Raw genomic sequence first — 18942 nt, forward strand, 5'->3', positions numbered from 1 at the left:
GTGGCCCCAGCGGGCTCGGACGTGGTCACGACCCTAGGTCTGGACCCGTCAAATATAAACACCTGTTGAGAAAAAATATAAACGCTTGTTGAGAAATGGGTGCTGGGTTACATTCGGCCGGTGACCGCACCCCAGGAACCGACGCCCAAGGCCCGGCGGGGGCGCCGGTCCGGCTCCGCCAGCACCCGCCAGGCGGTGCTCGACGCGGCACGGGTGCGCTTCGCCACCGACGGCTTCGCCGCGACCACGATCCGGCGCGTCGCCGCCGACGCGGGAGTCGACGCCTCCCAGGTGATGCAGTTCTTCGGCACCAAGGACGAGCTGTTCGCCGCGGTGAGAGCCATCCCCGCCTCGGCGGTCAGGCGCTTCGACACCGCGTTCGAAGGGCCCGACGAGCACCTGGGCGAGCGGGTGGTCCGGGCCTACCTGGCCGCGTGGGAGGAGGTCGCCGAGGAGTCCGAGCCCCTGATGGCGATGCTGCGCGGCGCGATCGTCAACGAGGACGCCAGTGCGCAGCTACGCGACTTCATCGAGTCCCGGCTGCGCCACGGGATCACCGGCGGGACCCGCCACGACGAGCAGGACGCGATGCTGCGCGTCGGGCTGGCCTCGGCGATGCTGGTCGGCATCATCACCAGCCGGCGCGTCATCGGCGTGCCCGTGCTGGCCGCCGCGGACACCGAGCAGATCGTGGCCACCGTCGCCCCGGCCATCCAGCTCATCCTGGTCGGGCCTGCGCCCGGACACCGGCACCCTGTCTGACGGCCGAGGCGGCCCGCAGCCCCGCAGGCTTGTCGGCACCTGCGGGAACTGCGGGCGGCGGGTCACTGCGAGGCGATCGCGGCGAGGATGTCGGCGCGGGCCGCGCGGCGGGCCGGCCACAGCGCGGCCAGCACGCCGACCAGCGCCATGCCCGCCAGCGCCACACCGGCGGTCGGCCACGGGACAGACATCGAGAACACCGGGTTGGCCAGGATGACGTACTGCATCACCCCGCCCAGCAGCACGCCGACCGCGATGCCGAGCAGGCCGCCGTACAGGCAGATGACCACGCTCTCGCGGCGTACGGTGCGGCGCACCAGCGGCCGGGACGCGCCCAGCGCCCGGAACACGCCCAGCTCGCGGGTGCGTTCCAGCACCGACAGCGCCAGGGTGTTCACGACGCCGAACACCGCGATCACCACGGCGGCGCCGAGCAGCACGTACACCAGGCCGAGGACCAGGTTGAACGGTCGCAGCACCTCGTCGAGCAGCTGGTCGCGGTCCATCACCACCACGTCGGGCCGCTGGGCGAACGCCCGGTCCAGGGCGGTGCGCAGTGCGGCCGGGTCGGCGCCGACGGCGACCATCGTGTCGGTGTAGGTGTCGAGTCCGGCGGGCAGCTCGGACCGGTCGAGCACGACGCCGCGCAGCAGGTCGGTGCCGTGGTGCAGGCCCGCGACGGTGGTCTGGACCTCGACGTGGGCCGGGTTGCCCGCGCTGTCGGGGGTGGTGAACCGGAGCCGGACCGAGTCGCCGACGCCGAGCCCGGCTTCGGCCGCGCGCTGCTGGTCGAGCAGGATGCCGCCGCGCAGGTCGGCCCGGCCCGAGACCAGCTGCGGCCGCAGTGCCGTGCCCAGGGCGGCGGGGTCGAGGGCGGTGACGTCGACCTCCAGCGGCCGGCCGCTCGCGGGCACCAGCTGTGCGCTGCCGAGCTGCGGCGCGGCCAGCGCACCGAGGCCGGGCACCGCCGCAGCGGTGGTGCGGGCGGAGTCGTCGAGGATCCCGAACGCCGCCGCGCGCAGCACGACCGCCTCCTGCGGCACCGCGGCACGCACCTCGTCGGTGAGACCGGAGGCGAGGGTCTGGCCGACGGTCGCGAACGCGCTGACCAGCGACAGGCCGATCATCAGTGCGGACGCGGTGGCGGCGGTGCGGCGCGGGTCGCGTACGGCGTTGCGCAGCGCGATCCGGGTGACCGGCCCGCCCCGCCTGCCGAGCAGCCGCGACAGCGGCCGCAGCACGCCCGCGACCAGGACCGGTGCCATCAGCAGCAGCCCGACCCAGGCGAGCACCGCCCCGGCCATCGCCTGGACGCGGGCCGGTTCGTCCAGCGTCTCGGCGCTCGTCGTCGCGATCAGCGCGACGCCCGCCCCGACGGCGAGCAGGCCGAGGACGGTGCCCAGGACCAGCGAGCGGCGCGGGACGGCGGCGTCGGTGCGCAGCGCGGCCATGGGCGACACCCGGGCGGCGCGGCGGGCCGACCCGTAGGCCGACACCATTGTCACGACGACGCCGACGGCGTAGCCGAGCAGGATCGCCCACGGCGACACGGCGTAGCGCACCGTGTCGGCGACCGGCAGCACCCGCATCGCCAGCAGGCCCAGCCCGACACCGAGGCCGACCCCGAGCGTCGACCCGACCAGGCCGAGCACGAGCGCTTCGGCGAGCACGGCCCGGCGGACCTGGGCCCGGCGCGCCCCGACCGCGCGCAGCAGCGCGAACTGGCGGGTGCGCTGGGTGACCAGCATGGTGAAGGTGTTGGCGATGACGAACACCCCGGCCATCAGGGCCACGGCCGCGAACGCGAGCAGCGCCTTGCGGATGATGTCGGCGTCGCTGTCTGCGGACTTCTCCAGCTGCGTACGCAGCTCGCTGCCGGAGCGCACCTCGAAGCCGGAGCCGAGCTCGGCCCGTACGGCGGCCAGGACGGCGGGCTCGTCGGGGCTGGACACCTCGACGCGGGCGAAGCCGGGCGCGGTCCCGGGTGCCTCGTCCCGGCGGTGCAGCAGCCGGGCGGCGGTGTCGGGGTCGTACGCGACCCCGGGGTCGAGTTCGCGCCCGGCGGGACGGTAGGTGAACAGCCCGACCACGGTCGCGGTGTCGTTGCGGCCGTCGGTGAGCAGGATGCGGGCCGTGCCGCCGAGGCCCACCCCGGCGTCGGTCGCGGCCTGCTGCTCCAGCGCGACCTCGCCGGAGCGCTCGGGGCCGCGCCCGGCGGTGAGCGCGAAGCGCTGCGAGCCGTCCCAGTCGGTGCCGCCCGCGTCGGGCCAGGTGGTGGTGCCGAGCTTGCCGTCGGCGCGGACCAGGGCGGCGTAGCCGGTGCGTACGCCCTCGGCGCGGGTCACGCCGGGCAGGGCCGCCAGCCGGGCGACGGCCTGCTCGGTTATCCCCGTTCGGGATGCGTCACTTTCCACGAGGGCGGCCAGGTCGGTGCGCTGCCCGCCGCCGCGGACGGTGGCGGCGGCGGAGTCCGACACCACCCAGGTGGCGACGACGAAGCCCACCCCGAGCACGATCGCGGCCAGGGTCATCGCGACCCGGCCCAGGTGTGCGCGCAGATCGCGCAGCATCGCCCGCAGCATCAGGCACCCGCCCCGACGCTCGTACGGCCCCGAGCGGCCGACTCCAGGGACCGGACCCGGTCCAGGACCCGGTCGGCGGAGGCGTCGCGCAGTTCGTCGACGATGACGCCGTCGGCCAGGAACAGCACCCGGTCGGCGTACCCGGCCGCGACCGGGTCGTGGGTGACCATGACGACGGTCTGGCCGAGCTCGTCGACGCTGCGGCGCAGGAACCCCAGCACCTCGGCGCCGGTGCGGGAGTCCAGCGCCCCGGTGGGTTCGTCGGCGAACACGACGTCGGGGCGGCTGACCAGGGCGCGGGCGCAGGCGACCCGCTGCTGCTGGCCGCCGGACAGCTGCGACGGGCGGTGGTGCAGCCGGTCGCGCAGGCCGACGGCGTCGATCACGGTGTCGGCGAAGGCCCGGTCGGGGCGACGCCCGGCCAGTTCCAGCGGCAGGGTGATGTTCTCCCAGGCGGTCAGGGTGGGCAGCAGGTTGAACGCCTGGAACACGAAGCCCATCCGGTCGCGGCGCAGCGCGGTCAGCGCGTCGTCGCGCAGGCCGCTCAGCTCCACCCGGTCGGGGCTGCCGTGGCGGGAGCCGTGCAGCCACACCTGGCCGCCGGTCGGGGTGTCCAGACCCGCCAGGCAGTGCATCAGGGTCGACTTGCCGGACCCGGACGGGCCCATGATCGCGGTGAGTTCGCCGCGGCCGAACGCGACGGTCACCGCGTCCAGCGCGACCACCTGGGCGTCGCCCGAGCCGTACCGTTTGGTCAGGTCTTCCGCGCTCACCGCGGCTTCGAAACTGGTCATGGCGCCCACGCTGCCGCCCCGCGGCGGTCCTGCCGTCCGGCGAGAGTCGATCTCGCCCTGCTACTTAAGTAGCGGGTCGGGTCGACGGAAGTAGTGTCCGGCCCGGCGCCGGGCCTGCCTAGGCTCGGGGGCGAACGGTCGGCGTGGACGGGAGCGGGCGATGGAGCGGGTCAGGGCGGAGGCGGTGCCGGGCCTGCCGTCGTGGCTGCAACCGGGCCGCCTGCCGCGCCGGATCGCGCACCGGCTGTTCCCGCTCGCTCTGGGCTTCGCCGTGTTCGTGGGCTCGTTCGTCTCGCCCTTCCGCCCGGCGCTGTACCTGTTCGACAGCCGGGTCCACGACTCGCCCCAGTGGCTGGTGGCCGCCTGCGTGCTGGCCTGCGCCGTCAGCGCGACGCTGGTGCGCCGGTGGCGGTGGCCGCTGTTCGTCAGCTCGCTGGTCGCCTACCTGGCCCTGGCGATGGGCGCGGCGGTGTTCGTCGCCTCGTACTACGCCGGGGCGGGCCGGCCGGGGCCGCCGCAGCGGGCGGGGCGGGCCTGGCCGTTCTTCCTGGTCGCGGTGCCGCTGGTCGGGGTGCCGGTGGGCTGGAGCGCGATGCACAGCGACCTGCTCTACGAGGGTATGACCGGCGGCCTGCTCCTGGGCGGCGTGCTCACCGGCCTGGGCTGGGTCGCGATGACCGTGGTGCTGCCGTTCGTGTTCGGGCTGTGGGTGCGCGCCCGCCGCCAGGTCCTCGCCCAGCTGCGGGAACGGGCCGAACGGCTGGAGCGCGAGCAGCACGAGCGCGCCGAGCACGCCCGCGCCGAGGAGCGCCGCCGCATCGCCCGCGAGATGCACGACGTCGTCGCGCACCGGGTGGCGCTGATGGTGCTGCACGCGGGGGCGCTGGAGGTGAGCACCGCCGATCCGCGTACCGCCGAGGAGGCCGCGCTGATCCGCACCACCGGCCGGGAGGCGATGCAGGAGCTGCGGGAGGTTCTCGGGATGCTGCGCGCGCCCGGCGGCGCCGAGGGCACCGACCTGGCCCCGCAGCCGACGCTGGCGGACCTGGACCGGCTGCTGGAGTCCAGCCGCGCGGCGGGGCTGCCGGTGCGGCGGATCGACGAGGGGCGGCCGCAGCAGGTGTCGCCGTCGGCGCAGCGCACCGCGTACCGGGTGGTGCAGGAGGCGCTGACGAACGTGGCCAAGCACGCCGGGCCGGTCCCGACCACGGTCACGCTGCGCCACGAGCCGCACGAGCTGGTGGTGACGGTCGACAACGCCGCGCCGTCGCACCCGGTCCCGGCGCATCCCGACAGCGGGCTGGGGCTGGTCGGGCTGGGCGAGCGGGTCGCGCTCGCGGGCGGCAGCGTCGACGCGCGGCCGCGGCTGGACGGCGGGTTCACCCTGTACGCCCGCATCCCGGCCGACCCGCCGGAACCGGTCGCCGAACGGAAGGAGCCCGCATGATCCGGGTGCTGGTGGTCGACGACGAGGCGCTGGTGCGCTCCGGCCTGCGGATGATCCTGGAGGCGGCGGGCGACATCGCGGTGGTCGCCGAGGCCCGCGACGGCGCCGAGGCCGTGGACGCGGCCAGGCGGCACCGCCCCGACGTGGTGCTGATGGACGTACGCATGCCCGGCACCGACGGGCTGACCGGCGCCGCCGCCGTGGCGCAGCTGCCCGAACCGCCCCGGGTCATCATGCTGACCACGTTCGACCTGGACGAGTACGTGCACGCGGCGCTGCGCGCCGGGGCGGTCGGCTTCCTGCTCAAGGACACTCCCCCGCGCGACCTGGCCGAGGCCGTCCGCACCGTCGCGGCGGGCAACGCGATGCTGTCGCCGACGGTGACCCGGCGGCTGATCAGCTCGTTCGCGCAGCGGGGCCCGTCAGTGACCGACCAGGCACGGGCCCGGCTCGCGGTGCTGACCGACCGCGAGCGCGACGTGGTGCGGGCGGTGGCGCGGGGGCTGTCCAACGCGGAGATCGCCCGCGAGCTGGACATGGCCGAGGCGACGGTGAAGGCGCACGTGAGCCGGGCGCTGGCCAAACTGGGCCTGGCCAACCGGGTCCAGGCCGCGATCCTGGTGCACGACGCCCGCCTGGACCCCGGCCCGCACCCGCGCTGACGCGGCCGCGACGGCGGTGCGAGCCCGGCCACACGTGACTCGGCCTATCGCGACGTATTGCGCCTGGCGCCGTAGCCTGCATGCTGGAGGTCGGCGGCACCGCCGCGAGGCAGTCCAGGACGGGAGGCACGGCGTGAACCACCGCCACCGGGTGCGCCTGGGACGCAGCGGGCTCCAGGTGACACGGATGGGCCTCAACCTGGCCGCGGTCGGGCGCCTGGCCCTCGGCCGCGCCGACGGGGCCGCCGCCGTCATCGACCATGCCTGGCAGCGCGGCCTGCGGCTGTTCGACACCGCCCCCGAGTACGGCGACGGCAGCGCCGAACGCCACACCGGCCGCGCCCTGGCCGACCGGCCGCGCGAGGACTACGTGCTGACCACCAAGGTCGGGCGGCAGAACGAGCCGGGCGGCGCCTACCTGTGGCTCGGCGACCCCAGCCCCGGACCGCAGTTCGACTTCAGTTACGACGGCGTGCACCGCAGCCTGGAGCAGAGCATGCACCGGCTCAGCGTGGAGCGGCTCGACGTGGTGCACCTGCACGACCCGGTGCGCCGCGCCGACGAGGCGCTGCGCGGCGGATACAAGGCCCTGGTCCAGCTGCGGGCGGCCGGGACGATCGGCGCGATCAGCGCCAGCGCCGACCACACCGGCCTGCTGGCCGAGTACGCCGCGATCGGGCGGCGCAGCGACCAGCAGGACCCCGGGTTCGACTGCTTCCTGCTCGCCGGGCGCTACACCCTGCTCGACCAGTCCGGACTGGACCTGCTGCTGCCCCGCTGCGCCGCGTGGGGCATCGGGGTGATGGCGGCCGGGGTGCTGCACCGGGGCCTGCTGGCCGGGGCGCCCGCCACCGACCGGCCCGCGTACGTGCGGGAGCGGGTCGAGGCGATCCGCCGGGTGTGCGACCTGTACGCCGTCCCGCTGCGCGCCGCGGCCCTGCAGTTCCCGCTGGGGCACCCGGCGGTGGCGACGGTGCTGGTCGGCGCGAAGTCACCCGAGCAGCTCGAAGACGACATCGCGATGTTCAACCATCCGATCCCCGCCGCGCTGTGGGCCGATCTTAAGCGGCGCAACCTGATCGAGCAGCGCACCCCGACGCCCCGCTGACCCCGCGACATACGCCGGCCGCCGCCCGCCGGAGCGGACGGCGGCGGCCGGGTGTCAGAAGGCGCCGCGGACGGTGCCTCCGTCGACCCGGATCGTGGCCCCGCTGACGTAGTCGGCGTAGGTGCTGCACAGGTACGCCACCGCCGCGGCGATCTCGTCCGGCCTGCCGTAGCGCACGCGGTCGTTGGGCACGATCTCCCGGACCGAGTTGTGTTCGATCTCCTCCCAGGTCCCGCCCCAGCCGCGGTCCGGCGCGAGCTTGGTCAGGAAGTCCTGAACGGCCGGGACGAGGATCGCCCCGGGCGACACGACGTTGGAGGTGACGCCCGTGCCCGCCAGGTCGCGGGCGAGGGAGACCGCCAGGTTGTGCCGGGCGGCCAGGGACGCGTTGTAGTGCGGGTGGTTGCCGAACGGCTGGAGGCCCAGACCGCCGCCGATGGTGACGACCCGCCCGTAGTCCCGCTCGCGCATCGCCGGGACGAGGCGCTGGATCATCCGTACGCCGGAGACGACGTTGACGTTGTAGGTGTCCAGCCAGATGTCGGGGCGGGCGGCGGACCAGTCGAGGTGCTCGTACGCCCCGGCGTTGTTGACCAGGATGTCGACGGGGCCACCGGCCAGGGCGTCCTGGGCTGCCTGGTCGGCGCCCTCGTCGGTGGCGAGGTCGCCGAGGGCGATCGAGGCGCTGCCCCCACCGCCGGTGATCGAGTCGGCCACCGCCCGCGCGCGTGCGGCGCTGCGGCCGTGGACGACCACCTGCGCGCCTTCGGCCGCGAGCAGCCGGGCGATGGCCTCGCCCAGTCCGGACGTCGACCCGGTGACGAGTGCGCGGCGTCCTGCCAGTTGCAGATCCATGAGAACTCCTTAACGCGTTTTGTCTACACACGTAGACTACGCCGCGAGGTTGCCACCTGTAGACTTATTGGCTATGACCCTTGCCACGAACAGGCGGCGCCACGCCGGGAATACCCGCCAGGCGATCCTCGACGCGGCGGTCACCGCGTTCACCAGGCACGGCTACACCGGGGTGGGCGTGCGGGAGATAGCGGCGAACGCCGGGGTTACGGCCATGCTCGTCAACCGGTACTTCGGCTCCAAGGAAGGCCTGTTCGCCGAAGTCGTCGACGTCTCGTTCGCGCAGCCGACCGTGGTCCCGCAGGATGCCCGCGACCTCGCGGCCGAGACGGCGGAAGCCCTGGTCGCCCGCACCGCGCCGGACACCGATGAGCTCGGGCCGTTCGCGCTGATGCTCAGGTCGGCGGCCGACCCGCGCGCCGCCGAGATCATCCAGGCCGCCGTCGAGAAGCACGTCGGCGCCCGGTTCACCGACGCCCTCCAGGGCCCGCACCCGCAGGAACGGGCAGAGCTGGGACTGGCCCTCATCGCCGGGACATGGCTGATGCGCCGGATCATCGGCACACCCGCACTGCGCGACGCCGACCCGGCGGCGCTGACCGCACACCTCACCCGCATGCTGGCGGCGGTCACCGAGCCGCCCGCGACGCCGTCGCCGTAATCCGAGGGCGGCGCCGACGACCCGCTGGATAGCATCCCGGGCATGGCGGAGTTCGTACACATCACCACGGCGGCGTCTGGACGGCGCATCGAGCGCACGGGCGTCGCCGCCCGCAGCCGGGGACCCGCCGGGGCGCGTGGCGTGTACTGCATGCCGGTGCTGGCGTCGTTCACCCTCACCCACCAGTGGGCACGTGAGCTGCGGCGCTGGCACCCGGGCGTGCTGGTCGCGGTCCACCTGCGGCTGCCCGACGACGAGCCGGTGACGTTCGGGCACTACGGTGCCGCGACGCGGGTGGCCACCGCCGCGCAGGCGGTCGCGGCGATCCGCGCCCTGGACGACCCCCGTGGCTACGAGGTGTTCCTGCCTCGCGCGGTCACGGCTGCCGAGGTGCGGCGGATCCGCACCGTCCCGCAGGGTGTCGGCTGGCGCTACCTGCCCGGAGCCCACGGCAGGCGGCCGTGCACCTGCCCAGCCTGCGTCCAGCCCGGCACGCCCAACGTGGCCAGGCTGCGCCGCCGCTATCCCTACGACGAGCCGCCCACCCCGAAGAACGAGCTGATGGCGCGGCTGCGGGCCGCGACGGACGCAGACGAGATCGTCGACGTGCTGTGGGAGCTGGGCCGGGGCCGGAGGGGCGGCGCCGAGGAACTGGCGTACCTGGTCGACCATCCCGACCCGGAGGTGCGCGAGACCCTGGAGAGCGTGCTGGGCTCGTACCGAGGTCGCGAAGCCCGGCGACTGCGGGAGCGCCTGCAGACGCTGCTCCCAGACGCGTGACGCGCTCGCCGACCTGGGCTAACGTCCCTGTCATGGCGGCCTTCGACCCGAATGCGGACCTGCGCCAGGATCTCGCGTTCCGTTTGATGAGGAACAGCCCGGTGACGCTGTTCTGGCGCCCGCAGGTGCTGCACGACACGCTGACCTGGCTGGAAGCCCACGGCTACCAGGTGACGCGCGTCGACGCCGCGCGCTGGTCATCGGATCGGGATCTGCATCGCGACATCGCCGCCGCGCTCGACTTCCCGGACTACTACGGCGGCAACCTGAACGCCCTCAACGACTGCCTGCGCGACGTCGTCGACCAGGGCTACGGGTGGGCGCCGGGCACCACCGGCCTCGCCCTCGTCTTCACCGGGTATGACGCCTTCGCCGCCAGGTCGCCGGAGACCGCGCAGAGCGTCCTCGACCTCATGGCGGCCCACTCCCGCAGCGCGCTGCTGTTCGGCCGGCGCCTCATGTGCCTGGTGCAAAGCGACGATCCGCAGATCCGGTTCGAGCCCGTCGGCGCCTCCCCCGTCATGTGGAACGGGGCCGAGTGGCTGGACTCCCGACGCCGCGCCGACTGACCGGCCGTGAGCCGCGCCACCGCCTGCCGATGAGGTGTGCTCGTCCGCACGCCCTCGGTGATGGACGTCGCGGCGGACTCGGGACCTTCGGCCCGTACGCGGGGCCGGGCCAGGTGCGAGGCTGGTGGACATGCCCGCTGCATCGACCCGGACCGCGGTGAGGACCCGACCCGACGCGCGCTGCCCGCTCCGGCCCGGCCAGCCGTGCACGCTGTGCCAGCTCGACGTGACCGGCCCCGAGGACTGCCCGGTGGTGTACCTCGTGATGTCCGACGACGAACTGCGTGAGGGGCTGCGACGCACCCAGGGCTGAACCATCCGGGGCCGGACGCGGACCGCGAAACACCGTCGTGGCGACCATGGCCTACCGGGTCGTGCCGCCACCGGCGCCAGTGGCCGCATACGCCCAGATCTGGCTTCTGAGCTGCGGCGATGCCCACAGGACCCGGCCGTGGTAGTTTCGGCGAATGCGCCAGAGCGGGTTCGTTGACGCGGTCGACGGCCTGGGCCGCAGCGACCACCTCTGCTGGGCGTTCGACACACACGACGAATTCCGGACGCTGGCCGCCCGTTTTCTCGCCGACGGCCTCGCCGCGGGCCAGCAGGTCGTCTACCTCGCCGAGTCCGCCGGTGCGGCCGAGCTCGACGGGTTCGGCGGGTTCGCCGCCGCCCGGGCCAGCGGCGCGGCCAGGGTGCAGGACCTGAGCATCTACGACCGCAGCCTGCTGGCCGAGCCCCGCGCGCAGGTGCGCGCCTACGCGCAGGCCACCGAGCAGGCACTCGCGGCCGGTTACACCGGCCTGCGGGTGGCTGCCGACGCCACCCCGCTCGTGCGCACCCCGGCCGACCGGTCGGCGTTCGCCCGCTACGAGCACCTGGTCGACGTGTACATGACCCGCCATCCGTTCGCCGCGATGTGCGGCTACCACCGCGGTCGGCTGGACCCGGCCGCCATCGCCGAGCTGGCCTGCATGCATCCGCTGGCCAGGAGCTCGTCGGCCCCGCTGCGGCTGTTCGCGTCCGACCAGCCCGGGATCGACATGGTCCTGGCGGGCGAGGTCGACCTGGCCGGGCACGCGCTGCTCCGGACGGCACTCGAACACGCCGACGCGGCACCGGCCGGGGGCGAGATCTCCGTCGACGCCCGGCACCTGACCTTCATCGACCACCGAGGACTCATGCGGCTCGCCGAGCACGTCCAGGCCCGGGGCGGCACCGCGGTGCTGCACACCGCCCGCGGCGCCACCCGGCTGCTGACCGAACTGCTGGACCTGCCGCAGCTGCGGGTGTCGGCGTCATGAGATCGGGACCGGCGGCCGGGCACCACGGCATCCTCCACGAGGCGGCGTTCTACGGCTCCGACGAGCAGTTCCTCGCGGTCGTGCTGCCGTTCCTGCGCGACGGGCTGGCGGCCGGCGAGCCGGCCGTGTCCCTGTTCGGCGAGCGGAACCAGAATCTCGTACGCGAGGCGCTGGGTCCGGGCAGCGGGGTCGTCTTCATCGACGGCGACGGGCACTACCTGCGCCCGGCCGTGGCGATCCGCAGGCACCAGCAGATGCTGGCCGAGTACGTGGCCGCCGGGGCGGCGCAGATCCGCATCGCCGGGGACGTGCCGCACCCCGGGGTCGGCGTGCCGTGGGAGTGGTGGGCGCGCTACGAGGCCGCCGCCAACGAGGTCTACGACGCCTTCCCGATGTACGGGCTGTGCCCGTACGACACGCGGACCGCCCCGGCGCACGTGCTCGAGGACGCGCTGCGCACCCACAGCCACGTGGTGACCCCCGACGGGCGGCGGGAGGCCAGCGGCACGTACCAGAGTCCGCGGACGTTCCTGTCCACGGCGGTGGCGTCCTGGACGGAGCCGTTGGAGGCCGGGCCGCCCGCGCTGTGGCTGGTCGATCCGGAGATCGCGCAGGCCCGGCACTCGGTGGCGGCGTTGCAGCGCACGGCCGGGCTCACCGGCGACGACCTGGACGGGCTGCTGCTCAGCACCAGCGAGGCGGTCACCAACGCCCGCCTGCACGGCGGGGCGCCGGTGCGGCTGAGCGCGTGGGCGGCGCCCGGCCGGATCATCGTGACCGTCGCCGACCGGGGACCGGGTCCGGCCGACCCGACCGCCGGGCTGGTGCCCGGTGCCGGGCCGGGCGGGCTCGGACTGTGGCTGGCGCACCAGCTGTGCGCGTACGTGTCGCTGCGCACCGGCCCCGACGGGTTCACGATCCGGCTGATCGCGGGCGACGCTCCCGCCTGAACGGCACCGCGGCCTCGCCGCCGGGGCGGCGATGCCGCTACCGTCGCTGCCGTGACCCCCGACTTATGGTTCCTGTCCGCAGACGAGCGCGGCAACCCGGCCACCGGCATCGACCGGCGGCGCGCCGACGGCCTGGCCTGGACCCGGGGCAACCGCGCCCGCCCCCTCGTGCACGGCGCGGCCTACTTCCACGAGCTGGTCGAGGTGCTGGCCGCGACCCGGGCGGGCGACGTGGTGATGTTCACCGACTGGCGCGGCGACCCCGACGAGCGGCTGGACGGGCCGCGCACCCAGGTCACGAAGGTGCTCGGCGACGCCGCCCGGCGCGGCGTGCGCGTGTACGGGCTGCTGTGGCGCTCGCACCCCGACTGGCTGCACTTCAGCTCGCCGCAGAACCGGCAGCTCGCCGAGCAGTTGCAGGCCGCCGGCGCCCACGTGCTGCTGGACATGCGGGTGCGGTTCGGCGGATCGCATCACCAGAAGATGTTCGTGGTACGCCACCAGGGCCGCCCGGACCGCGACGTGGCCTACGTCGGCGGCATCGACCTGTCCCGGGGCCGCAACGACGACGCCGAGCACCGCGGTGATCCGCTCGCCCCGCCGATGGCGGCGGTCTACGGCCCGAACCCGCCCTGGCACGACATCCAGCTGGAGCTGCGCGGCCCGGCGGTGGGCGACGTCGAGCACGTCTTCCGCGAGCGGTGGGCCGACCCGAGCCGCCTGTCGCTGAACCTGCTGGACCGGTTGCGCGACCGGCTGTCGCGGCTGCGGACCGAGGCCCCGGCGCTGCCTGAGCAGCTGCCCGATCCGCCCGCCTGCGGGACGCACAGCGTCCAGGTGCTGCGCACGTACCCGCGCCGGAAGCTTGGCCGCTACCCGTTCGCCCCGCGTGGGGAGCGCAGCATCGCCCGGGGTTACCTCAAGGCGCTGGCCCGCGCGCAGGATCTGATCTACGTCGAGGATCAGTACCTGTGGTCGGCCCGTGTCATCCAGCCGTTCGCCCGCGCCCTGCGCGCCAACCCGCGCCTGCGCCTGATCTGCGTCGTGCCGCTGGCTCCCGACGCCGCCTCGCCGTCCATCGCCATGGCCGAGTCGTGGGGGCGCAAGCAGGCGATGCGGGTCCTGGGCCGGGCGGGAGGCGACCGGGTCGCGGTCTACGGCCTGGAGAACGCCGCCGGTACGCCGATCTACGTGCACGCCAAGGCGTGCATCGTGGACGACGCCTGGGCCACGGTCGGCTCGGACAATTTCAACCTGCGGTCGTGGACCTACGACTCCGAGTTGACGTGCGCGGTCGTCGACGAGGGACCCGATCCGACGTACGCCCGCGACCTGCGCCTGGAGCTGATGAGTGAGCATCTGGGCGGTGACGGCACGCCCGATCCGCGGCTGGGCGACGCCCAGGCGGCCTTCGAGGCGTTCGCGGCGGCGGCCGTGGAACTCGACGGCTGGCACGCGGCGGGAGGCGCAGGTCCCCGGCCGCGTGCCCGGCTGCGCCGCTACGAGCCGCCGAAGGTGCGCGGCTGGCAGCGGCTTCCCGCTCGCATCATCTACGAGCTGATCTGCGACCCGGACGGCCGTCCCCGGACGATGCGCATGCGCAACCGGTTCTGACGGCTAGCCGATCTGGAACGGGTACGCCGGGCCGGGCGGGTCCTCGCCCACGCGGCCGTCGACCGCCTCCCGGAGCAGGTCGGCGTGGCCGGTGTGCCGGGCGTACTCCTCGATCATGTCGACGAGCAGGCGGCGCAGTGTCAGCCGCGAACCGCCGGGTGCGGTGTACACGGCGTCGACCCCGAAGGACAGCAGCACCTGCGAGACCGCCAGCCGCGACCGCTCGACCGCCTGCTCCCATACCCCGTAGAGCTCGGCGGGCTGGTCGCGGCCGGCGGAGCGCCAGTCCCAGCCGGGCTCGGCCGCCCAGTCGACGTCGCGCCACGGTTTCGGCAGGTCGCCGCCGGCCAGGCCGCAGGTGAAGTTGAGGTCCTCCAGGTACGCCAGGTGCTTGAGCAGCCCGCCGAGCGTCACCCGCGAGACCCCGACCCTCATCCGCAGCGCGTGCTCGCCGAGACCGGCGCATTTCCACGCGAAGGTGGCACGCTGCCGTTCCAGCGAGCCCAGCAGCGTCTCGGCCTCGCCGCCGACGGCGGGCGGCTCGGGATAGCCCGCTTCGACCTGCGTCAACGCCGGCTCCTCTCCACGGTCGTGCAGGGTGGCGGTCACAGCCCCGCATAGCTCCACGCGAATTCGGCCGCCAGTTCCGCGCGTACGGCGTGCTCGGCCGCCGCACACGGTGACGGCCGGCCGCAGCCGTCGCAGACCGGCTCGGCCAACGGCGCCGGTCCGGCGTCGACCGGCAGGTCCACCACGCTGCCGAATGCCATGTCGCCTCGCACGTGCTGCATGTCGCCTCCTCGGCCACGGGCGGCGACGGCGCCGCCCCGGCATCGGCATTCCCGCCGTGGCACGGGGCAAACATCGTCGCCGTCAGCGGCGGCAGCGGCGGGCGGTCACGCCCGCTGGTACTCCTCCCAGGTCACCTTCGGGTCGACCACCGGGCCGTCGTCGGGCGCGTGGTTGGCGAGCCCGTTGAAGCCCAGGTAGTAGTCCCCGGCCTGGTTGCGGGCCGGAGCCGACAGGTCGGTGTCGGCCAGTGCGATCGCGTGGATGTGGTACGGCCAGTCGCCCTGAGACGGGGTCCGCACCCAGGCGGCGAAGCCGACCTGCCGCAGCCTCCTGGCCACGGTGGTCCGCACCGCGGCGGTCATCCCGGTGACCGAGACGTCCAGCGCGCCCCCGCCGTCGTGGGTGCCCGCCGACGTCGGATCGTTGCCCGGACTGTACGACCCCTGGTCGAAGCTCAGCGTGAACCCGAGCAGCCGCTCGGCCTCCAGCACCATGGCCTTGGTGCGGGCGTTGACGGGCACGCCCCGGAAGGTCGAGCGCGCCCCGGGCGAGATGGACCGGATCACCGTGTACCGCTGGTCGCCGAGCAGCCGCAGCGAGGTCGGCCCCGGCAGGCCGGTCGCGTCGAGCCCGGTGTATCCCAGCGACCGCTGGTAGGCGGCGTAGGCGTCGATCGTCTTGGTGCCGAAGTGCCCGTCGACGTAGGCCGCGGCGAGCAGGCCGAGGTCTCGCAGCGCCCGCTCCACCAGCAGCACGCTGTCGCGGCTGCCCGGGGTGATCGCGGTGTCGGCCCGCCGGGGGTCGATCTGCGCCGCCTTGACGACCGCCTCCATGTCGACGGTCGGCAGCGCGGCGTGCACCGGCACCGCCCCGCTCGCCGCCGCCAGCGCACCGGCCAGTGCGGCCGCGGCCAGGGCTCTCCTCGTGGGCATCGCGCCTCCCAGAATACGGCGGCGTCCTGATCGGAGCCGCCTGTGTCGATGTCGGCACGACCGTAGGGCAGGGCACTACACGAGCGGTACAAGGTCGCTACAGCACCGCGGCCCCGGCCGGCGGGGCCGGGGGCGCGGCTCATGGGCCACCGCGCCGAGTACGCGGTATGGAAACAGCGTTTCCAAACTGCTACGCTCGGCGCCCGGCGGTGCGCGGCAGCCCGCGGCGATCGGAGGCAGGACGTGCCCATCCACCTCAAGACGGCCCCACCGGTCTCGGCGAGCACACCGGCAGGGGTGCGCGAGACCGTGGCCGCGATCATCGCCGACGTGCGGCAGCGCGGCGATCAGGCGGTGCGGGAACTGTCGGCGCGGTTCGACTCGTGGAGCCCGGACCGGTTCCGGCTGGCGCCCGACGAGGTCGACCGCATCGTCGCCGGTGTGCCGGCCCAGGTGCTCGACGACATCCGTACGGCGCAGGCCAACGTGCGCGCCTTCGCCGAGCACCAGCGCCGGTCGCTGCACGACTTCGAGGTCGAGACCTCGCCCGGTGTCCGGCTCGGCCAGCGCAGCATCCCGGTGGCGGCGGCCGGGGCCTACATCCCGGGCGGCCGATACCCCCTGGTCGCCTCGGCCCACATGACCATCGTCACCGCCAAGGTCGCCGGAGTGGAGCGCGTGGCCGCGTGCACGCCGCCGATCCGCGGGCAGGTGCCCGCCGCGACCGTGGCCGCGATGCATCTGGCCGGTGCGGACGAGATCTACCTGCTCGGCGGCGTCCAGGCCGTCGCCGCCCTGGCCCTGGGCACCGAGACCCTCGCCCCGGTCGCCATGATCTCCGGACCCGGCAACGCGTACGTGGCCGAGGCCAAGCGGCAGCTGTTCGGCGAGGTCGGCATCGATCTGCTGGCCGGGCCCACCGAGATCCTGATCATCGCCGACGACGCCGCCGACCCGTTCGTGGTCGCGGTCGACCTGCTGAGCCAGGCCGAACACGGCCCGGACTCCCCCGCCATCCTCATCACCACCTCGCGGCCGCTGGGCGAGCAGGTGATCGCCCACGTCGAGCAGCTGCTGCCGACGATGCCGACCCGCGACTTCGCCGGCCCCGCGTGGCGCGACCACGGCCAGGTCCTCGTCGTGGCCGACCTGGCCGAGGCGTACGCGGTCGCCGACGGGTTCGCGTGCGAGCACGTGCAGGTGCTGACCCGCGAGCCGCGGCAGGCCCTGGACCGGATGCGCAACTACGGCGCGCTGTTCCTCGGCGAGGCGACGTGCGTGTCCTACGGCGACAAGGTGATCGGCACCAACCACACGCTGCCGACCCGGCAGGGCGCCCGCTACACGGGCGGGCTGTGGGTGGGCCGCTACCTCAAGACGGTCACCTATCAGGAGGTGCTCGAACCGGCGGCCAGTGTGGAACTGGGCAGGCTGTGCGGGCGGGCCAGCCGGGTCGAGCTGTTCGAGGGCCACGCCCGCTCCGGCGACGTCCGCGCGGCCAAGTACGGCGGCGACGAACTCGCCTGGTCCGACCACCGGTGGACCCGGCCGTGACCGGCCTCGCGGGCCGCACCGCCCTGGTCACCGGCGGCGGCAACGGACTGGGCCGGGCGACCGCGCACGCCCTGGCGGCGGCGGGAGTGCGGGTGCTCCTGGTCGGCCGCACCCACGCCACCCTGCACGCCGTCGCGCAGGAGCTGGCGGACGCCCCGGGCGGCGCACGCGTGGCCGTCTGCGACACCGCCGAGCCCGAGCAGGTCGCCGCCCTGGGCGCCGAGCTGGCCGACGAACAGGTGTCCATCCTGGTCAACAACGCGGGCATCGCCGGGCCGGTGCGCGAGCTCGTGCGGGTGCGGCCGGAAGAGTGGGACGAGGTGTTCGCCGTCAACGTGCGCGGCGTCTACCTCATGTGCCGGGAGTTCCTGCCGCCGATGATCGAGCGGCGCGGCGGCGACGTCGTCAACCTGGCGTCGGTCAGCGGCAAGCGGCCCCTGACCCGCCGCACCCCGTACACCGCGTCGAAGATGGCCGTGCTCGGGCTGACGTTCACCCTGGCGCACGAGGTCGGGCCGTACGGGATCAGCGTCAACTGCCTGTCCCCCGGGCCGGTCGACGGCCCCCGGATGCACCGCAACTTCCGGCTGGAGGCCGAGCGCACCGGGACCAGCTACGCACAGGCCGAGGAGGCGTTCGTGTCACGGTCGGCGCTGGGCCGGATGGTCACCGAGACCGAGGTGGGCGCGGCCGTCGTGGCGATGCTGCGCATGCCCGGCCTCACCGGGGCAGACATCGACCTGTCCGCCGGGATGATCGGACGCTGAGGCGCCCGCGCTCAGCGCAGCCGGGTGACCCCGGCCGGGATCAGACCCTGGTCGCGGACCTCGGTGCGCAGCCGGTGCAGCAGCTCGGCGGCGCTGGTCGACGCGGCCTGGCGGGCCACGGCCGCGTCGACCGCCCAGGCCGCGTCGGGGTCGACGCGCCGCAGCGTCCAGGACACCGCCTGCCCGTCGACGGTCCGCCGGGTCCGCCCCGCCACCCCGTGCGCGGCGTCGTCGGCGCGGTCGAAGGGCGGCATCCGCCAGCCGCCGCGCAGCGCCCGCAGTCCGTCTCCCGCGAACTCGCCCGCGAACAGCACCCGGTAGACCCGGTCCTCGCCGGTGGCCTGGACGGGCACCGGCGAGACCGGCAGCTCCCACCGGTCCAGGAAGTGGCGCCGCAGCTGCGGCTCGGCGGGCAGCTCCCCGCCGCCGAGCAGCCGGTACGCCGCCTGCGCACCCGTACGGCCGACCACGGCCACCCGCGTCCGCAACCGGACGTCGGCCCGCAGCCCCCGGCTGAACGCCGCCGCCGTCCACCAGGCCGCACCGGTGCCGGTCCAGCCCGCACTGTCCAGTCCCGACGTGGTGCCGTCGGGCCGCAGCACGAACTCCTCCAGCACCAGTCCCTCGGGCGGCAGGCCGCGCCCGCGCGCCCGGCTGTTCGCGTAGACCAGGTAGTAGTCGAGCTGCTCGGCGACATCGACGGCGACAGGCTGTCCAGGGCGGCTCACGACTCGATGATGCCGCCGCAGCCCGTGCCCCGCACCGCGACAGGCCGCTGCCGCAACTGTCGTATATCGATCCATGAGTGCCTG

Annotated in this window: 20 protein-coding genes; 13 read left to right on the top strand and 7 right to left on the bottom strand. The window is 74.5% G+C overall.

Going from position 1 to position 18942, the window contains the following annotated elements:
• Positions 1 to 120: 120 nt before the first annotated feature.
• Positions 121 to 762 (top strand): TetR family transcriptional regulator, encoded by a 642-nt coding sequence (locus Cs7R123_RS21450; protein ID WP_212829499.1) that lies wholly within the window; start codon positions 121 to 123, stop codon positions 760 to 762.
• Between the two features lie 62 nt (positions 763 to 824).
• Here Cs7R123_RS21450 and Cs7R123_RS21455 read toward each other — a convergent pair whose 3' ends face one another.
• Positions 825 to 3332, bottom strand: a complete 2508-nt coding sequence (locus tag Cs7R123_RS21455) for an ABC transporter permease (RefSeq protein ID WP_212829500.1) — start codon at positions 3330 to 3332, stop codon at positions 825 to 827.
• An 11-nt stretch (positions 3333 to 3343) separates the two neighbouring features.
• Complete coding sequence (locus tag Cs7R123_RS21460; RefSeq protein ID WP_212829501.1) at positions 3344 to 4138, bottom strand: ABC transporter ATP-binding protein; 795 nt, start codon at positions 4136 to 4138, stop codon at positions 3344 to 3346.
• A 160-nt stretch (positions 4139 to 4298) separates the two neighbouring features.
• Here Cs7R123_RS21460 and Cs7R123_RS21465 point away from each other — a divergent pair, with 160 nt between their 5' ends.
• The 3 genes from Cs7R123_RS21465 (at position 4299) to Cs7R123_RS21475 (ending at position 7355) form a co-directional block, all read left to right on the top strand.
• Positions 4299 to 5585: a sensor histidine kinase gene (locus Cs7R123_RS21465; protein ID WP_212829502.1), complete on the top strand. Its 1287-nt coding sequence runs from the start codon at positions 4299 to 4301 to the stop codon at positions 5583 to 5585.
• Positions 5582 to 6247: a response regulator transcription factor gene (locus Cs7R123_RS21470; RefSeq protein ID WP_212829503.1), complete on the top strand. Its 666-nt coding sequence runs from the start codon at positions 5582 to 5584 to the stop codon at positions 6245 to 6247. Before Cs7R123_RS21465 ends, Cs7R123_RS21470 begins: the two co-directional genes overlap by 4 nt.
• Before the next feature lie 133 nt (positions 6248 to 6380).
• On the top strand, positions 6381 to 7355 hold the full coding sequence (locus tag Cs7R123_RS21475) for an aldo/keto reductase (protein ID WP_212829504.1): 975 nt from the start codon (positions 6381 to 6383) through the stop codon (positions 7353 to 7355).
• Positions 7356 to 7409: 54 nt separating this feature from the next.
• Here Cs7R123_RS21475 and Cs7R123_RS21480 read toward each other — a convergent pair whose 3' ends face one another.
• Positions 7410 to 8210 carry an SDR family NAD(P)-dependent oxidoreductase gene (locus Cs7R123_RS21480; RefSeq protein ID WP_212829505.1) on the bottom strand — a complete coding sequence of 267 codons (801 nt, stop codon included), beginning with the start codon at positions 8208 to 8210 and terminating at the stop codon, positions 7410 to 7412.
• Positions 8211 to 8283: 73 nt separating this feature from the next.
• On the opposite strand from Cs7R123_RS21480, the gene Cs7R123_RS21485 reads away from it, so the two are divergent.
• The 7 genes from Cs7R123_RS21485 to Cs7R123_RS21515 all read left to right on the top strand — a co-directional run bounded on the left by Cs7R123_RS21485 (position 8284) and on the right by Cs7R123_RS21515 (position 14085).
• Positions 8284 to 8871: a TetR/AcrR family transcriptional regulator gene (locus Cs7R123_RS21485; protein WP_212829506.1), complete on the top strand. Its 588-nt coding sequence runs from the start codon at positions 8284 to 8286 to the stop codon at positions 8869 to 8871.
• A 42-nt stretch (positions 8872 to 8913) separates the two neighbouring features.
• A complete protein-coding gene (locus Cs7R123_RS21490) occupies positions 8914 to 9651 on the top strand; it encodes a HEAT repeat domain-containing protein (protein WP_212829507.1) in 738 nt (245 codons plus the stop codon).
• A gap of 32 nt (positions 9652 to 9683) precedes the next feature.
• Positions 9684 to 10220 (top strand): barstar family protein, encoded by a 537-nt coding sequence (locus Cs7R123_RS21495; protein WP_212829508.1) that lies wholly within the window; start codon positions 9684 to 9686, stop codon positions 10218 to 10220.
• A 130-nt stretch (positions 10221 to 10350) separates the two neighbouring features.
• A complete protein-coding gene (locus Cs7R123_RS21500) occupies positions 10351 to 10533 on the top strand; it encodes a DUF6767 domain-containing protein (RefSeq protein WP_212829509.1) in 183 nt (60 codons plus the stop codon).
• A 154-nt stretch (positions 10534 to 10687) separates the two neighbouring features.
• Positions 10688 to 11521, top strand: a complete 834-nt coding sequence (locus tag Cs7R123_RS21505; protein ID WP_212829510.1) for an MEDS domain-containing protein — start codon at positions 10688 to 10690, stop codon at positions 11519 to 11521.
• Positions 11518 to 12471: a sensor histidine kinase gene (locus tag Cs7R123_RS21510; RefSeq protein ID WP_212829511.1), complete on the top strand. Its 954-nt coding sequence runs from the start codon at positions 11518 to 11520 to the stop codon at positions 12469 to 12471. Before Cs7R123_RS21505 ends, Cs7R123_RS21510 begins: the two co-directional genes overlap by 4 nt.
• 51 nt (positions 12472 to 12522) lie before the next feature.
• The gene (locus tag Cs7R123_RS21515; protein ID WP_212829512.1) at positions 12523 to 14085 is read left to right on the top strand and encodes a phosphatidylserine/phosphatidylglycerophosphate/cardiolipin synthase family protein; all 1563 of its coding nucleotides are present in this window, start codon (positions 12523 to 12525) and stop codon (positions 14083 to 14085) included.
• 3 nt (positions 14086 to 14088) lie between these two features.
• On the opposite strand, the gene Cs7R123_RS21520 is transcribed toward Cs7R123_RS21515, so the two are convergent.
• From Cs7R123_RS21520 to Cs7R123_RS21525, 3 genes are all read right to left on the bottom strand, one after another.
• Positions 14089 to 14655 carry a DinB family protein gene (locus tag Cs7R123_RS21520; RefSeq protein ID WP_244872064.1) on the bottom strand — a complete coding sequence of 189 codons (567 nt, stop codon included), beginning with the start codon at positions 14653 to 14655 and terminating at the stop codon, positions 14089 to 14091.
• A 35-nt stretch (positions 14656 to 14690) separates the two neighbouring features.
• Positions 14691 to 14876, bottom strand: coding sequence for a hypothetical protein (locus Cs7R123_RS40275; protein WP_244872065.1), 186 nt, complete (start codon positions 14874 to 14876; stop codon positions 14691 to 14693).
• Between the two features lie 105 nt (positions 14877 to 14981).
• Positions 14982 to 15809, bottom strand: a complete 828-nt coding sequence (locus Cs7R123_RS21525) for a peptidoglycan-binding protein (protein ID WP_212829514.1) — start codon at positions 15807 to 15809, stop codon at positions 14982 to 14984.
• A 243-nt stretch (positions 15810 to 16052) separates the two neighbouring features.
• On the opposite strand from Cs7R123_RS21525, the gene hisD reads away from it, so the two are divergent.
• Together hisD and Cs7R123_RS21535 are read left to right on the top strand one after the other, a co-directional pair.
• Positions 16053 to 17363, top strand: coding sequence for a histidinol dehydrogenase (gene hisD / locus Cs7R123_RS21530; RefSeq protein WP_212829515.1), 1311 nt, complete (start codon positions 16053 to 16055; stop codon positions 17361 to 17363).
• A complete protein-coding gene (locus Cs7R123_RS21535) occupies positions 17360 to 18130 on the top strand; it encodes an SDR family NAD(P)-dependent oxidoreductase (RefSeq protein ID WP_212829516.1) in 771 nt (256 codons plus the stop codon). Before hisD ends, Cs7R123_RS21535 begins: the two co-directional genes overlap by 4 nt.
• An 11-nt stretch (positions 18131 to 18141) precedes the next feature.
• On the opposite strand, the gene Cs7R123_RS21540 is transcribed toward Cs7R123_RS21535, so the two are convergent.
• On the bottom strand, positions 18142 to 18858 hold the full coding sequence (locus tag Cs7R123_RS21540) for a hypothetical protein (RefSeq protein WP_212829517.1): 717 nt from the start codon (positions 18856 to 18858) through the stop codon (positions 18142 to 18144).
• Positions 18859 to 18942: the final 84 nt, after the last annotated feature.

The organism is Catellatospora sp. TT07R-123 (genome assembly GCF_018327705.1).
Classification (GTDB): Bacteria; Actinomycetota; Actinomycetes; order Mycobacteriales; family Micromonosporaceae; genus Catellatospora.

Bases quoted from the DNA above. Each gene is read 5' to 3' on its own strand.
- Cs7R123_RS21455 (WP_212829500.1), bottom strand. From the start codon at position 3,332: ATGCTGCGCGATCTGCGCGCACACCTGGGCCGGGTCGCGATGACCCTG.
- Cs7R123_RS21460 (WP_212829501.1), bottom strand. From the start codon at position 4,138: ATGACCAGTTTCGAAGCCGCGGTGAGCGCGGAAGACCTGACCAAACGG.
- Cs7R123_RS21465 (WP_212829502.1), top strand. From the start codon at position 4,299: ATGGAGCGGGTCAGGGCGGAGGCGGTGCCGGGCCTGCCGTCGTGGCTG.
- Cs7R123_RS21470 (WP_212829503.1), top strand. From the start codon at position 5,582: ATGATCCGGGTGCTGGTGGTCGACGACGAGGCGCTGGTGCGCTCCGGC.
- Cs7R123_RS21480 (WP_212829505.1), bottom strand. From the start codon at position 8,210: ATGGATCTGCAACTGGCAGGACGCCGCGCACTCGTCACCGGGTCGACG.
- Cs7R123_RS21485 (WP_212829506.1), top strand. From the start codon at position 8,284: ATGACCCTTGCCACGAACAGGCGGCGCCACGCCGGGAATACCCGCCAG.
- Cs7R123_RS21490 (WP_212829507.1), top strand. From the start codon at position 8,914: ATGGCGGAGTTCGTACACATCACCACGGCGGCGTCTGGACGGCGCATC.
- Cs7R123_RS21495 (WP_212829508.1), top strand. From the start codon at position 9,684: ATGGCGGCCTTCGACCCGAATGCGGACCTGCGCCAGGATCTCGCGTTC.
- Cs7R123_RS21500 (WP_212829509.1), top strand. From the start codon at position 10,351: ATGCCCGCTGCATCGACCCGGACCGCGGTGAGGACCCGACCCGACGCG.
- Cs7R123_RS21505 (WP_212829510.1), top strand. From the start codon at position 10,688: ATGCGCCAGAGCGGGTTCGTTGACGCGGTCGACGGCCTGGGCCGCAGC.
- Cs7R123_RS21510 (WP_212829511.1), top strand. From the start codon at position 11,518: ATGAGATCGGGACCGGCGGCCGGGCACCACGGCATCCTCCACGAGGCG.
- Cs7R123_RS40275 (WP_244872065.1), bottom strand. From the start codon at position 14,876: ATGCAGCACGTGCGAGGCGACATGGCATTCGGCAGCGTGGTGGACCTG.
- Cs7R123_RS21525 (WP_212829514.1), bottom strand. From the start codon at position 15,809: ATGCCCACGAGGAGAGCCCTGGCCGCGGCCGCACTGGCCGGTGCGCTG.